This window comes from Streptomyces sp. NPDC057307 (genome assembly GCF_042667665.1).
Taxonomy (GTDB): domain Bacteria; phylum Actinomycetota; class Actinomycetes; order Streptomycetales; family Streptomycetaceae; genus Streptomyces.
On record NZ_JBHUZM010000088.1, the window covers coordinates 1 to 14622 of the forward strand.

The 14622-nt window shown below is 70.9% G+C and carries 13 protein-coding genes; 12 read left to right on the top strand and 1 reads right to left on the bottom strand.

What is annotated here, in order from left to right:
* Positions 1-746: 746 nt before the first annotated feature.
* Entirely contained in the window at positions 747-1247 is a 501-nt protein-coding gene (gene bldD / locus ACFUN8_RS25435; RefSeq protein ID WP_023542978.1) for a transcriptional regulator BldD, read from the bottom strand.
* 216 nt (positions 1248-1463) lie between these two features.
* On the opposite strand from bldD, the gene pyrR reads away from it, so the two are divergent.
* The 12 genes from pyrR (at position 1464) to coaBC (ending at position 14449) form a co-directional block, all read left to right on the top strand.
* A complete protein-coding gene (gene pyrR / locus ACFUN8_RS25440; RefSeq protein ID WP_383641877.1) occupies positions 1464-2039 on the top strand; it encodes a bifunctional pyr operon transcriptional regulator/uracil phosphoribosyltransferase PyrR in 576 nt (191 codons plus the stop codon).
* A gap of 127 nt (positions 2040-2166) precedes the next feature.
* Positions 2167-3189 carry an aspartate carbamoyltransferase catalytic subunit gene (locus tag ACFUN8_RS25445; RefSeq protein ID WP_382572388.1) on the top strand — a complete coding sequence of 341 codons (1023 nt, stop codon included), beginning with the start codon at positions 2167-2169 and terminating at the stop codon, positions 3187-3189.
* 2 nt (positions 3190-3191) lie between these two features.
* The gene (locus ACFUN8_RS25450) at positions 3192-4478 is read left to right on the top strand and encodes a dihydroorotase (protein WP_383641882.1); all 1287 of its coding nucleotides are present in this window, start codon (positions 3192-3194) and stop codon (positions 4476-4478) included.
* An 11-nt stretch (positions 4479-4489) separates the two neighbouring features.
* Positions 4490-5110: a hypothetical protein gene (locus ACFUN8_RS25455; RefSeq protein ID WP_383641944.1), complete on the top strand. Its 621-nt coding sequence runs from the start codon at positions 4490-4492 to the stop codon at positions 5108-5110.
* On the top strand, positions 5107-6258 hold the full coding sequence (gene carA, locus ACFUN8_RS25460; RefSeq protein WP_383641885.1) for a glutamine-hydrolyzing carbamoyl-phosphate synthase small subunit: 1152 nt from the start codon (positions 5107-5109) through the stop codon (positions 6256-6258). The genes ACFUN8_RS25455 and carA overlap by 4 nt, the downstream gene beginning before the upstream one ends.
* Complete coding sequence (gene carB / locus ACFUN8_RS25465) at positions 6251-9571, top strand: carbamoyl-phosphate synthase large subunit (RefSeq protein WP_383641888.1); 3321 nt, start codon at positions 6251-6253, stop codon at positions 9569-9571. The genes carA and carB overlap by 8 nt, the downstream gene beginning before the upstream one ends.
* 15 nt (positions 9572-9586) lie before the next feature.
* Positions 9587-10696, top strand: coding sequence for a quinone-dependent dihydroorotate dehydrogenase (locus tag ACFUN8_RS25470; RefSeq protein ID WP_383641891.1), 1110 nt, complete (start codon positions 9587-9589; stop codon positions 10694-10696).
* A complete protein-coding gene (gene pyrF, locus ACFUN8_RS25475) occupies positions 10693-11583 on the top strand; it encodes an orotidine-5'-phosphate decarboxylase (protein WP_383641894.1) in 891 nt (296 codons plus the stop codon). The genes ACFUN8_RS25470 and pyrF overlap by 4 nt, the downstream gene beginning before the upstream one ends.
* Before the next feature lie 223 nt (positions 11584-11806).
* Complete coding sequence (locus ACFUN8_RS25480) at positions 11807-12130, top strand: integration host factor (RefSeq protein WP_354607031.1); 324 nt, start codon at positions 11807-11809, stop codon at positions 12128-12130.
* Positions 12131-12168: 38 nt separating this feature from the next.
* The gene (gene gmk / locus ACFUN8_RS25485) at positions 12169-12732 is read left to right on the top strand and encodes a guanylate kinase (protein ID WP_383641897.1); all 564 of its coding nucleotides are present in this window, start codon (positions 12169-12171) and stop codon (positions 12730-12732) included.
* Between the two features lie 80 nt (positions 12733-12812).
* Positions 12813-13085, top strand: coding sequence for a DNA-directed RNA polymerase subunit omega (gene rpoZ, locus ACFUN8_RS25490; RefSeq protein WP_023542989.1), 273 nt, complete (start codon positions 12813-12815; stop codon positions 13083-13085).
* Between the two features lie 110 nt (positions 13086-13195).
* On the top strand, positions 13196-14449 hold the full coding sequence (coaBC, locus tag ACFUN8_RS25495) for a bifunctional phosphopantothenoylcysteine decarboxylase/phosphopantothenate--cysteine ligase CoaBC (RefSeq protein WP_383641901.1): 1254 nt from the start codon (positions 13196-13198) through the stop codon (positions 14447-14449).
* Positions 14450-14622: the final 173 nt, after the last annotated feature.

Genomic DNA, 14622 nt, shown 5'->3' on the forward strand with positions numbered 1-14622 from the left:
GCTTCGAGTAGGGCCCGTCCTCGGGCTCGGCGCCGCCGCCCGGGGGAAGTCGGCGCGGACCGTGGAGCCGTGGTGAGCGCCGCGCGCCCGCCCGTGCGGGGCGGGTCCGAGCCCCAAAGCCGTGACGCGGGCGCCCTGTTGGCGCGCGTCACCGGTGGCGGACGACGGCGTACCCGCACATGTACGGCTCCGACTCCGGTGCCGACGGCGTCGAGCAACCGGGCAACACGGCCGGCACGGTCAACGCGACCACGAAGAATCGGCGTCGGCGGACATCTCCGGGCCCCGGCACCCGCACCGTGGCGTCGATCCGGTGGTCGCCGTCGCGGCGGTCTCCGCCTACAGGGCGCTCCGCCACGGGAACGCCCGTGTCGGCGGCCGGCGGCCCGGCCGGCGGTGACTGGGCCATTCGGGTGACGCGCGGCCCCGGGGGCGCCCACCGCTCCGCCCGTACCCGCGTTCGATCTGTCGGCGCGCGGAGTGACATCTCTCTCGGTCGACCCAGGGCCTGCCCTCAGGGCCGCCGGCTGCCGTCTGGGCGGCCCCGGAGCGGATCGACGCCCCCACCGGCCCCGCGGCCCCTACCGCCCGCGCACCGGGCGACCACTGCCCTTGCCGAGGGCATCGGCCGCGTCGGCGCCGTACGGCTCCTGGCCGGCCCCGCCCCGGACACGCCGCAGGGGCGGCCCGCCGACTGCGGGCCGCCCCTCCGGATGTGACGTTTCTGCTGTTCTGTACCGCGGTGCTCAGCCCTCGTCGTGGGCCACGGCGCGGCGCGCGTCCGCGTCCAGCACGCCCCAGCTGATCAGCTGCTCGGTGAGGACCGAGGGCGACTGGTCGTAGATCACCGCGAGGGTGCGCAGGTCGTCCTGGCGGATCGACAGCACCTTGCCGTTGTAGTCGCCGCGCTGGCTCTGGATGGTCGCCGCGTAGCGCTGGAGCGGGCCGGCCTTCTCCTGCGGGACATGGGCGAGACGCTCCAGGTCCAGGACGAGCTTCGGCGGCGGCTCGGCGGCCCCGCCCGGCGTCGTGCCCGGCAGCAGCTCCTGCACCGGCACACCGTAGAAATCGGCCAGCTCGGCGAGGCGCTGCACGGTCACCGCGCGGTCGCCGCGCTCGTACGACCCCACCACCACGGCCTTCCAACGGCCCTGGGACTTCTCCTCCACGCCGTGGAGGGAGAGGCCCTGCTGGGTGCGGATGGCGCGGAGCTTGGCCCCGAGCTGCTTTGCGTATTCGCTGGACATAAGGCTCCCCGGACGCTGGGACAATCTGCGGCTCCGCCGCGTGGCTGGTAACTCACTGTGAGGTTACGCAGCGTGACTTGGATGCGTCAAGCCGAATGGTCCGGACCCGCCCCTCCACAAGTCCGGAAAAGGCCGCCGGACCTGGTAATGTCGACGGCGCAAATCCGACGTCCTTTAACGTCCGTCCCGTGAGGCGGAGAAGGAGGTCCGTTTCTTATGGACACGCACAGCTCTGATGTCGCCCGCCCCGTGCTCGAGGCACCCGACATCGCGCGGGCACTGACCCGTATCGCCCACGAGATCGTCGAACGCGCCAAGGGTGCCGACGACGTGGTTCTGCTCGGCATTCCCACCCGTGGCGTCTTCCTGGCCCGGCGGCTGGCCGACAAGCTCGAAGAGATCACCGGCGGCAAGATCCCGGTCGGTTCGCTCGACATCACGATGTACCGCGACGACCTGCGCATGCGGCCCGCCCGCGCGCTGGCCCGCACCGACATCCCGGCCGACGGCGTCGACGGACAGCTCGTCGTGCTCGTGGACGACGTGCTCTTCTCCGGCCGCACGATCCGCGCCGCCCTCGACGCGCTGGGCGACATCGGCCGGCCACGCGCGGTCCAGCTCGCCGTCCTCGTCGACCGGGGCCATCGCGAACTGCCCATCCGCGCGGACTACGTGGGCAAGAACCTCCCCACGTCGCTGCGCGAGACGGTCAAGGTCCAGCTCGCCGAGGAGGACGGCCGCGACACCGTGCTGCTCGGCCTGCGGAAGCCCGACCCGGCCGACGAGCAGTAGCGCGGCCCTCCGTACGCCGCAGGCCCGTACCGGCCCCGCCCGCGCGCCGTCGCGCCCCGACGCCGCCGTGCCCGCCCGGGGGACACCCCGGAACCCAGAGCCACCTCCACACAACGGAGCACACCCGATGCTGCGCCTCACAGGGGCAAGCCCCCGTACCCCCGGCCATCTCATCTCCGCCGCCGACCTCACCCGCGACGACGCCGTCCTGATCCTCGACACCGCCGAGGAGATGGCCCGGGTCGCCGACCGGCCCATCAAGAAGCTGCCGACGCTGCGCGGACGTACGGTCGTCAACCTCTTCTTCGAGGACTCGACCCGTACGCGGATCTCCTTCGAGGCGGCCGCCAAGCGCCTGTCCGCCGACGTCATCAACTTCTCGGCCAAGGGCTCGTCGGTCTCCAAAGGAGAGTCGCTCAAGGACACCGCGCTGACGCTGGAGGCGATGGGCGCCGACGCCGTCGTCATCCGGCACGGCTCCTCGGGCGCCCCGTACCGGCTCGCCAACTCCGGCTGGATCGACGGCGCCGTCATCAACGCGGGTGACGGCACGCACGAACACCCCACCCAGGCACTGCTCGACGCCTTCACGATGCGCCGCAGGCTGGTCGGCGCCGACGCGGGGATCGGCCGGGACCTCGAAGGCCGCCGTATCACGATCGTCGGCGACATCCTGCACAGCCGCGTCGCCCGCTCCAACGTCCTGCTGCTGCACACCCTCGGCGCGCAGGTCACCCTCGTCGCCCCGCCGACCCTGGTGCCGATCGGCGTCGAGAAGTGGCCGTGCGAGGTGAGTTACGACCTGGACCAGGTGCTGCCCAAGTCCGACGCCGTGATGATGCTCCGGGTCCAGCGCGAGCGGATGAACGCCGCCTTCTTCCCGACCGAGCGCGAGTACTCACGGCGCTACGGGCTCGACGGCGAGCGGATGGCCCGCATGCCCGACAACTCGATCGTGATGCACCCCGGCCCGATGAACCGGGGCATGGAGATCACCGCCGAGGTCGCCGACTCCGACCGCTGCACGGCCGTCGAGCAGGTCGCCAACGGTGTGTCGACCCGGATGGCCGTCCTGTATCTGCTTCTTGGCGGCAACGAGCCCGCCGTCACCCATTCCCGCGCGTCGTCCGCCACCGAGGAGAGCAAGTAACCATGAGCAAGATCCTGATCCGTGGCGCCAAGGTGCTCGGCGGCGAAGCGAGTGACGTCCTCATCGACGGCACGGTCATCGAGCGGGTGAGTACCGGCATCGACGCCGGCGACGCCACGGTCGTGGAGGCGGAGGGACAGATCCTGCTGCCCGGCCTGGTCGACCTGCACACACATCTGCGCGAGCCCGGCCGTGAGGACTCCGAGACGGTCCTCACCGGCACCAGGGCGGCGGCGGTCGGCGGCTTCACCGCCGTGCACGCCATGGCCAACACCTTCCCCGTCGCCGACACCGCCGGCGTGGTCGAGCAGGTCTGGCGGCTCGGCCGCGAGTCCGGCTACTGCGACGTGCAGCCCGTCGGCGCCGTCACCGTCGGCCTGGAGGGCAAGCAGCTCGCCGAACTCGGCGCCATGCACGACTCGGCCGCCGGGGTGCGGGTCTTCTCCGACGACGGCAAGTGCGTGGACGACGCGGTGATCATGCGCCGCGCCCTGGAGTACGTGAAGGCTTTCGACGGCGTCATCGCCCAGCACGCGCAGGAGCCCCGGCTCACCGAGGGCGCCCAGATGAACGAGGGCATCGTCTCCTCGGAGCTGGGACTCGGCGGCTGGCCCGCCGTCGCCGAGGAGTCGATCATCGCGCGCGACGTCCTGCTGGCCGCCCACGTCGGCTCCCGCGTCCACATCTGCCATCTCTCCACCGCCGGTTCGGTCGAGATCGTCCGCTGGGCCAAGTCCAAGGGCTGGAACGTCACCGCCGAGGTCACGCCGCACCACCTGCTGCTGACGGACGAGCTCGTACGGACCTACAACCCCGTCTACAAGGTGAACCCGCCGCTGCGCACCGAGGCCGACGTCCTCGCGCTGCGCGAGGCCCTGGCGGACGGCACCATCGACTGCGTCGCCACCGACCACGCCCCCCACCCGCACGAGGACAAGGACTGCGAGTGGGCCGCGGCGGCCATGGGCATGGTCGGTCTGGAGACCGCGCTGTCCGTCGTCCAGCAGACGATGGTCGACACCGGTCTCATCGACTGGGCCGGCGTCGCCGACCGGATGTCGGTACGGCCCGCGCAGATCGGCCGGCTCGCCGGTCACGGCCGTCCCGTCTCGGCAGGTGAGCCCGCCAACCTCACGCTCGTCGATCCCGCTTACCGTGGAGTGGTGGACCCCGCGGGCTTCGCCTCCCGCAGCCGTAACACCCCCTACCAGGGCCGTGAGCTGCCGGGACGCGTCACCCACACCTTCCTGCGGGGCCGGGCCACGGTCGTCGACGGGAATCTGGCGTGAGCGCTGTACTGATCAATCTGGCCGCCGAGCAGAAGTCGGCGGATGTGACCGACTGGGCCGCCCGTATCGGCTGGGTGGTGGGCCTGCTCCTCTTCATCGCCTTCGTGTACTGGCTGATGCGCCAGGGCTGGAAGTGGCGCGGAAGCCTCCAGTCCGACCTTCCGGAGCTGCCCCAGGCACCCGAGGGGGCCGACGGGGACGTGACACTGCGGCTCAGCGGCCGCTACCACGGCTCCACGACCGCCGGTCAGTGGCTGGACCGGATCGTCGCCCACGGCCTCGGCGTCCGCAGCCGGGTGGAGCTGACGCTCACCGACGCGGGCGTGGACGTCGTACGGCCCGGGGCCACCGACTTCTTCGTCCCGGCGGGCCAACTGCGCGCCGCCCGGCTCGACAAGGGCATCGCGGGCAAGGTCCTCGCCGAGGGCGGACTGCTCGTCCTCACCTGGCAGCACGGCGACCGGCTGCTCGACTCCGGATTCCGCTCCGACCGCGCGGCGGAGCACACCGCCTGGGTCGAAGCCGTCAACCGCGTGAACCAGTCGACCACGACGAATCACACACCGACCACGGACGCGTCGACCACCCCGGCCGGCGACGCACCCTTCACGACGGAAGGCACCGCACGATGACCCTCTCCACCCGGGGAGCCGCCCAAGCTCCCGCCGTACTCGTCCTGGAGGACGGCCGGAGCTTCCGCGGCCGTGCCTACGGGGCCGTGGGGGAGACCTTCGGCGAGGCGGTGTTCTCCACCGGCATGACCGGCTACCAGGAAACCCTCACCGACCCCTCGTACCACCGCCAGGTCGTCGTCATGACCGCCCCGCACATCGGCAACACCGGCGTCAACGACGAGGACGACGAGTCCGGCCGGATCTGGGTCGCCGGCTATGTCGTACGCGACCCCGCCCGCGTCCCGTCCAACTGGCGCTCCCGGCGCTCCCTGGACGAGGAACTCCTGCGCCAGGGTGTCGTCGGCATCAGCGGCATCGACACCCGCGCGCTCACCCGCCATCTGCGCGAGCGCGGCGCGATGCGCGTCGGCATCTTCTCCGGCGACGCCCTCGCCGGCGGCCTCCTCACCGACGACGCGACGCTCACCGCGCGGGTGCGGGAAGCGCCCCCGATGAAGGGCGCCAACCTCTCCGCGGAGGTCGCCACCACCGAGACGTACGTCGTCCCGGCCGTCGGCACCAAGCGGTTCACCGTCGCCGCCCTCGACCTCGGCATCAAGGGCATGACCCCGCAGCGGATGGCCGAGCGCGGCATCGAGGTGCACGTCCTGCCCGCCACCGCCACCGTCGACGACGTGTACGCGGTCGCGCCCGACGGCGTGTTCCTCTCCAACGGCCCCGGCGACCCCGCCACCGCCGACCTCACGGTCGTCAAGGGCGTGCTGGAGCGCGGCACACCGCTGTTCGGCATCTGCTTCGGCAACCAACTCCTCGGCCGCGCCCTGGGGTTCGGGACGTACAAGCTCAAGTACGGACACCGCGGTATCAACCAGCCGGTGCAGGATCGTTCCACCGGCAAGGTCGAAGTCACCGCGCACAACCACGGGTTCGCCGTCGACGCCCCGCTCGACCAGATCTCCGACACCCCCTACGGCCGCGCCGAGGTCTCCCACGTCTGTCTCAACGACAACGTGGTCGAGGGGCTCAGGCTGCTCGACCGGCCGGTCTTCAGCGTCCAGTACCACCCCGAGGCGGCCGCCGGCCCACACGACGCCGCGTACCTCTTCGACCGCTTCGTAACCCTGATGGAGGGCCAGCGTGCCTAAGCGCTCCGATCTCCGGTCCGTCCTCGTCATCGGCTCCGGTCCGATCGTCATCGGCCAGGCGGCCGAGTTCGACTACTCGGGCACCCAGGCGTGCCGCGTCCTCAAGGCCGAGGGCCTGCGCGTCATCCTCGTCAACTCCAACCCGGCCACGATCATGACCGACCCGGAGATCGCCGACGCCACGTACGTCGAGCCGATCACACCCGAGTTCGTCGAGAAGATCATCGCCAAGGAGCGCCCCGACGCGCTGCTGCCCACCCTCGGCGGCCAGACCGCGCTCAACACCGCGATCTCCATGCACGAGAACGGCGTCCTGGAGAAGTACGGCGTCGAGCTGATCGGCGCCAACGTCGAAGCCATCAACAAGGGCGAGGACCGCGACCTCTTCAAGGGCGTCGTCGAAGCCGTCAAGGCGAAGATCGGTTACGGCGAGTCCGCCCGCTCCGTCATCTGCCACTCGATGGACGACATCCTGGCCGGCGTCGAGGAACTGGGCGGCTACCCCGTCGTCGTACGCCCCTCCTTCACCATGGGCGGCGCCGGCTCCGGCTTCGCCCACGACGAGGACGAGCTGCGCCGCATCGCCGGACAGGGCCTGATGCTCTCGCCGACCACCGAGGTGCTCCTGGAGGAGTCCATCCTCGGCTGGAAGGAGTACGAACTGGAGCTGATGCGCGACCGGAACGACAACGTCGTGGTCGTCTGCTCCATCGAGAACTTCGACCCGATGGGCGTCCACACCGGCGACTCCATCACCGTCGCGCCCGCGATGACCCTCACCGACCGCGAGTACCAGCGGCTGCGCGACATCGGCATCGCGATCATCCGCGAGGTCGGCGTCGACACCGGCGGCTGCAACATCCAGTTCGCCGTCGACCCGGCCGACGGCCGGATCATCGTCATCGAGATGAACCCCCGTGTCTCGCGCTCTTCCGCGCTCGCCTCCAAGGCCACCGGCTTCCCGATCGCCAAGATCGCCGCACGCCTCGCCGTCGGCTACACGCTGGACGAGATCCCCAACGACATCACCGAGAAGACCCCGGCGTCCTTCGAACCGACCCTCGACTACGTCGTGGTGAAGGTCCCGCGCTTCGCCTTCGAGAAGTTCCCCGCCGCCGACGCCACCCTCACCACCACCATGAAGTCGGTGGGCGAGGCCATGGCCATCGGCCGCAACTTCACCGAGGCGCTGCAGAAGGCGCTGCGCTCGCTGGAGAAGAAGGGCAGCCAGTTCGCCTTCACCGGCGATCCCGCCGACCTCGGTACCAAGGCCGAGCTGCTGGAGCTGGCGAAGGTCCCCACCGACGGCCGGATCAACACCGTCATGCAGGCGATCCGCGCCGGAGCCCGCCAGGAGGAGATCTTCGAGGCGACGAAGATCGACCCGTGGTTCGTCGACCAGCTCTTCCTGATCAAGGAGTACGCGGACGAGCTGGCCGCCGCCGACCGGCTCGACCCCCAGCTCCTCGCCGAGGCCAAGCGCCACGGCTTCTCCGACGCCCAGATCGCCGAGATCCGGGGGCTGCGCGAGGACGTCGTACGCGAGGTACGGCACGCGCTGGGCGTGCGCCCCGTCTACAAGACGGTCGACACCTGCGCCGCCGAATTCGCCGCCAAGACCCCGTACTTCTACTCCTCCTACGACGAGGAGAGCGAGGTCGCGCCCCGCGAGAAGCCCGCCGTGATCATCCTCGGCTCCGGCCCCAACCGCATCGGCCAGGGCATCGAGTTCGACTACTCCTGCGTGCACGCCTCCTTCGCGCTCAGCGACGCCGGGTACGAGACCGTGATGGTCAACTGCAACCCGGAGACCGTCTCCACCGACTACGACACCTCCGACCGGCTCTACTTCGAGCCGCTCACCCTGGAGGACGTCCTGGAGATCGTCCACGCGGAAACCCTGGCCGGGCCCGTCGCGGGCGTCATCGTCCAGCTCGGCGGCCAGACACCGCTCGGCCTCGCCCAGGCGCTCAAGGACAACGGCGTGCCGGTCGTCGGCACGCCCCCGGAGGCCATCCACGCCGCCGAGGACCGCGGTGCCTTCGGCCGCGTCCTCGCCGAGGCCGGGCTGCCCGCCCCCAAGCACGGCACGGCCACCACCTTCGACGAGGCCAAGGCCATCGCCGACGAGATCGGCTATCCCGTACTGGTCCGCCCCTCCTACGTGCTCGGCGGGCGCGGCATGGAGATCGTGTACGACGAGACCCGCCTCTCCTCGTACATCGCCGAATCCACCGAGATCAGCCCCACCAGGCCCGTCCTGGTGGACCGCTTCCTCGACGACGCCATCGAGATCGACGTCGACGCGCTCTACGACGGCACGGAGCTGTACCTCGGCGGCGTCATGGAGCACATCGAGGAGGCCGGCATCCACTCCGGCGACTCGGCGTGCGCCCTGCCCCCGATCACCCTCGGCGGCTTCGACATCAAGCGGCTGCGCGCCTCCACCGAGGCCATCGCGCGCGGGGTCGGCGTCCGCGGCCTGATCAACATCCAGTTCGCGCTGGCCGGGGACATCCTCTACGTCCTGGAGGCCAACCCGCGCGCCTCGCGCACCGTGCCCTTCACCTCCAAGGCCACCGCCGTACCGCTGGCCAAGGCCGCCGCCCGGATCTCCCTCGGCGCCACGATCGCCGGCCTCCGTACAGAGGGGCTGCTGCCCGCCAACGGCGACGGCGGCACCCTGCCCATGGACGCGCCGATCTCCGTCAAGGAGGCCGTCATGCCGTGGTCGCGCTTCCGCGACATCCACGGGCGGGGCGTCGACACCGTCCTCGGCCCGGAGATGCGCTCCACCGGCGAGGTCATGGGCATCGACTCCGTCTTCGGCACGGCGTACGCCAAGTCGCAGGCGGGGGCGTACGGTCCGCTTCCCACGAAGGGCCGCGCCTTCATCTCCGTCGCCAACCGCGACAAGCGCTCGATGATCTTCCCCGCGCGGGAACTCGTCGCGCACGGCTTCGAACTGCTCGCCACCTCCGGCACCGCCGAGGTCCTGCGGCGCAACGGCATCAACGCCACCATCGTGCGCAAGCAGTTCGAGGGCACCGGACCGAACGGCGAGAAGACCATCGTCCAGCTCATCCACGACGGCGAGGTCGACCTCATCGTCAACACCCCGTACGGCACCGGCGGCCGGCTCGACGGCTACGAGATCCGTACGGCCGCCGTGGCACGCGGCGTCCCCTGCCTGACGACGGTGCAGGCGCTCGCCGCCGCCGTCCAGGGCATCGACGCCCTCAACCACGGCGACGTCGGCGTCCGTTCTCTCCAGGAACACGCCCAGCACCTCATCGCCGCCCGCGAGGACTAGGAGGAGCCTGCTCTCATGTACCGACTCTTCTTCCGGCTCTTCTTCCGACGGATGGACCCGGAGCAGGCCCACCAGCTGGCCTTCCGCTGGATCCGGTTCGTCGTCCGCGTCCCGGTGCTGCGCACCTTCGTCGCCGCGGCGCTCGCGCCTCGTTACAAGGAGCTGCGCACCGAGGCTTTCGGGCTGCGGATGCACGGTCCCTTCGGCCTCGCCGCCGGCTTCGACAAGAACGCCGTCGCCGTCGACGCCATGACCATGCTCGGCTTCGACCACGTCGAGATCGGCACGGTCACCGGCCGGCCGCAGCCGGGCAACCCCCGGCAGCGGCTGTTCCGGTTGCCCGCCGACCGGGCGCTGATCAACCGCATGGGCTTCAACAACGACGGCTCTGCCACCGTCGCCCTGCGCCTCGCCACCCGCCGGGCCATCTTCCGTACGACGGTCGGCGTCAACATCGGCAAGACCAAGGCCGTCGCGGACGACGGGGCGATCGGCGACTACGTGACGTCGACCGAGCGCCTGGCCGCCCACGCCGACTACCTCGTGGTGAACGTCTCGTCCCCCAACACCCCCGGCCTGCGCGACCTCCAGGCCGTCGACCAGTTGCGCCCGCTCCTGACGGCCGTACGCGAGGCCGCCGACCGTGTCGTCACGCAGCGCCGGGTCCCGCTGCTGGTCAAGATCGCGCCCGACCTCGCCGACGAGGACATCGACGCCGTCGCCGACCTGGCCGTCGAACTGGGCCTGGACGGCATCATCGCCACCAACACCACCGTCGCGCGGCACGGCCTCGGACTGAAGACCGCCCCGTCCCTGCTCGCCGAGACCGGCGGACTGTCCGGGGCGCCCCTCAAGGCGCGCTCGCTGGCGGTCCTGAGGCGCCTGTACGAGCGTGTGGGCGACCGGATCACCCTGGTCGGCGTGGGAGGCATCGAGAACGCCGAGGACGCCTGGCAGCGGATCCTCGCGGGCGCGACCCTCGTCCAGGGCTACAGCGCCTTCATCTATCAGGGCCCGTTCTGGAGCCGCGGCATCCACAAGGGGCTCGCCGCCCGGCTGGCCACCAGCGACCACGCCACCCTCGCCGACGCCGTCGGCGCCGACACCAGGAAGGTGCACGCGTGAACGCCGCTTCCCCTGCTACGGCCGCCGGGCCCGAGCCCTTCGGGGCGCGGCTGCGCCGCGCCATGGACACCCGTGGGCCGCTCTGCGTGGGCATCGACCCCCACAGCTCGCTGCTGCACGCCTGGGGCCTGAGCGACGACGTCGCGGGCCTGACGGCCTTCACACGGACGGTCGTCGAGGCGCTGGCCGACCGGGTCGCCGTACTGAAGCCGCAGTCGGCGTTCTTCGAGCGGTTCGGCTCGCGCGGTGTCGCCGTCCTGGAGAAGGCGGTCGCCGAGGCGCGGGCCGCCGGGGCGCTCGTCCTGATGGACGCCAAGCGCGGCGACATCGGCTCCACCATGGCCGCGTACGCCGAGACGTACCTCGACAAGGACAGCCCCCTCTTCTCGGACGCCGTCACGGTCTCGCCGTACCTCGGCTTCGGCTCGCTGCGCCCCGCCCTGGACGCGGCGCGCGTCAGCGGCTCCGGTCTCTTCGTGCTCGCGCTCACCTCCAACCCGGAGGGCGCCGAGGTCCAGCGGGCCACCACCGCGGGCGGTTCCCCGGTCGCGCAGATGATGCTCGACCACGCCGCCGCGGAGAACGCCGGGGTGACGCCGCTCGGTTCGGTCGGCGCCGTCGTCGGGGCGACCCTCGGCGAGGCTGGGGTCGATCTCGCGATCAACGGTCCGCTCCTCGCCCCCGGCATCGGGGCGCAGGGCGCCACCCCCGCGGATCTTCCAGGGGTGTTCGGGGCGGCCGTCGGCAATGTGGTGCCGAGCGTGAGCCGCGGCGTACTCCGTCATGGTCCGGACGTTTACGCCCTGCGTGCGGCGGCCGAGCGGTTCAGCGACGAGGTCCGCACGGCGGTTGGGGGCGCCGTCGAGGGCGCGGACGGAGTGCGCTGACGCGGATTCGAGCAGAAAAGCGGGTTGTTTTGCCTGGAATGTCCTGGTCGAGCGATGCTGACCAGGACTTTTCGGCTGTTCTCGCTGACGAGAGCGGTCTTCAACGCTAGTCTCCGTCGAGAGCCAACGCGCGGAAGCATCGCTCGTTGCTCGCCCTGGTGTGGGGCGACCCAGTTCCTCACCGGTCCGTATCCGACAGTTCGACATCCGAGGTGACGTAGGCGTGGCTCTTCCGCCCCTTACCCCTGAACAGCGCGCAGCCGCGCTCGAAAAGGCCGCCGCGGCTCGCCGGGAGCGGGCCGAGGTCAAGAATCGACTCAAGCACTCCGGCGCTTCCCTCCACGACGTCATCAAGACGGGCCAGGAGAACGACGTCATCGGGAAGATGAAGGTCTCCGCCCTGCTTGAATCACTGCCCGGCGTGGGCAAGGTCCGCGCCAAGCAGATCATGGAGCGGCTCGGCATCTCCGAGAGCCGGCGTGTGCGGGGTCTCGGCTCCAACCAGATCGCATCGCTCGAACGCGAGTTCGGCGGCGGTGCCGCCTGACGTTCTCGGGCACTCCCGGGAACCTGGATAATCGCTGCATGGCACCAGAGGCACGACCGCGGCTGACCGTGCTCTCCGGCCCCTCGGGGGTCGGTAAGAGCACGGTCGTCGCCCATATGCGCAAGGTCCACCCCGAGGTATGGCTCTCGGTGTCGGCCACCACCAGAAAACCGCGTCCCGGCGAACGCCACGGCGTCCAGTACTTCTTCGTCGGCGACGAGGAGTTCGACAAGCTGGTCGCCAACGGCGAGCTGCTGGAATGGGCGGAGTTCGCGGGCAACCGCTACGGCACGCCGCGTCGCGCGGTGCTCGAACGCCTGGAGGCGGGCGAGCCCGTGCTCCTGGAGATCGATCTCCAGGGCGCGCGGCAGGTCAAGGACTCGATGCCGGACTCACAACTGGTCTTCCTGGCGCCGCCGAGCTGGGACGAGCTGGTCCGCCGGCTGACCGGCCGGGGCACCGAGTCGCCCGAGGTGATCGAGCGCCGGCTGGAGGCCGCGAAGGTGGAGCTGGCCGCCGAGCCGGAGTTCGACATCTGCCTGGTGAACACCTCCGTCGAGGACGTGGCGCGCGAGCTGCTAGCCTTGATGGCAGTTGCCTGACCTCTGTCTGCTTTCGCGCAGCCGTCGGTAGCACCCGGTATTTCCTGTATTTCCCTGATTTATCTTCGGAAGGCAAGAGAGTGTCCTCTTCCATTTCCACGCCCGAGGGCATCATCAACCCGCCGATCGACGAGCTGCTCGAGGCCACGGACTCGAAGTACAGCCTCGTGATCTACGCGGCCAAGCGCGCGCGTCAGATCAACGCGTACTACTCGCAGCTCGGCGAGGGCCTGCTCGAGTACGTCGGTCCGCTGGTGGACACGCACGTGCACGAGAAGCCGCTCTCGATCGCCCTGCGTGAGATCAACGCGGGTCTGCTGACGTCCGAGGCCATCGACGGCCCGGCGCAGTAACGGCGACACCTCACGGCGACAGTTCTTGTTCCCACAGGCCCGGCAGCGCGACTGCCGGGCCTGTGGTGTGTCATGGGGGAGACGAATCCATCCGAACGCGGGGAGACACGGTGGACCAGGCGGACCAGGCGGAGCGGTCGGGGCGGGCGGCGGGCGGCGGGCGGCCCAAGGTCGTCCTGGGGGTGAGCGGCGGGATCGCCGCGTACAAGGCGTGCGAGCTGCTGCGCCGGCTCACCGAGTCGGGCCATGAGGTACGGGTCGTACCGACCGCCGCCTCCCTGCACTTCGTCGGCGCGGCGACCTGGGCGGCGCTCTCCGGCCAACCCGTCTCCACGGAGGTCTGGTCGGACGTCCACGAGGTGCCCCACGTGCGCATCGGCCAGTCCGCCGACCTCGTCGTCGTCGCCCCCGCCACCGCCGACCTGCTCGCCAAGGCCGCCCACGGCCAGGCGGACGACCTGCTGACCAACACGCTGCTCACGGCGCGCTGCCCGGTGGTCTTCGCGCCGGCCATGCACACCGAGATGTGGGAGCACCCCGCCACCCGGGCGAACGTCGCGACCCTCCGCGAGCGCGGAGCCGTCGTCATCGAGCCCGCCGTCGGCCGGCTGACCGGCGTCGACACCGGCAAGGGGCGGCTGCCCGACCCCGACGCGATCTTCGAGGTCTGCCGCCGCATCCTGGCGCGCGGCGTGACCGCGCCCGACCTGGCCGGCCGTCACGTCGTCGTCTCCGCCGGCGGCACACGTGAGCCGCTCGACCCCGTGCGCTTCCTCGGCAACCGCTCCTCCGGCAAGCAGGGGTACGCCCTGGCCCGTACGGCGGCGGCCCGCGGCGCCCGCGTCACCCTCATCGAGGCCAACACCGGGCTGCCCGACCCGGCCGGCGTCGACGTGGTGCGCATCGGCACCGCCGTACAACTGCGCGAGGCCGTCCTGAAGGCGGCCGCCGACGCCGACGCCGTGGTGATGGCCGCGGCCGTGGCCGATTTCCGCCCCGCCGACTACGCCGCGGGCAAGATCAAGAAGAAGGAGGGCGAGGAGCCGGCGCCCGTCGTGCTCGTCCGCAACCCGGACATCCTCGCGGAGATCGGCGCGGAGCGGGCCAGGCCGGGCCAGGTGATCGTCGGATTCGCCGCCGAGACGGACGACGTGCTGGCCAACGGCCGGGCGAAGCTCCGCCGCAAGGGCTGCGATCTGCTGGTCGTCAACGAGGTGGGGGAGCGCAAGACCTTCGGCGCGGAGGAGAACGAGGCAGTGATCCTCGCCGCGGACGGCGGCGAGACACCGGTCCCGTACGGTCCCAAGGAGGCGCTCTCCGACACCGTCTGGGACCTCGTCGTACCCCTGCTCGGCCCCGCGTAGACGAACGGGAAGTTAATTCTTCGTTCGCTCCTCCGGGTGGATAAAAACGGCTCAAACCAGCTGTTCCGGGGCCGGATCGGGGACGATCGTCGTATCGCAGGACGGAGTGACACCCCCAACTCCACTCCCACAGTCCGAGACGTCTGGACCTTCTGCGCCCTCGGCCGGATAAA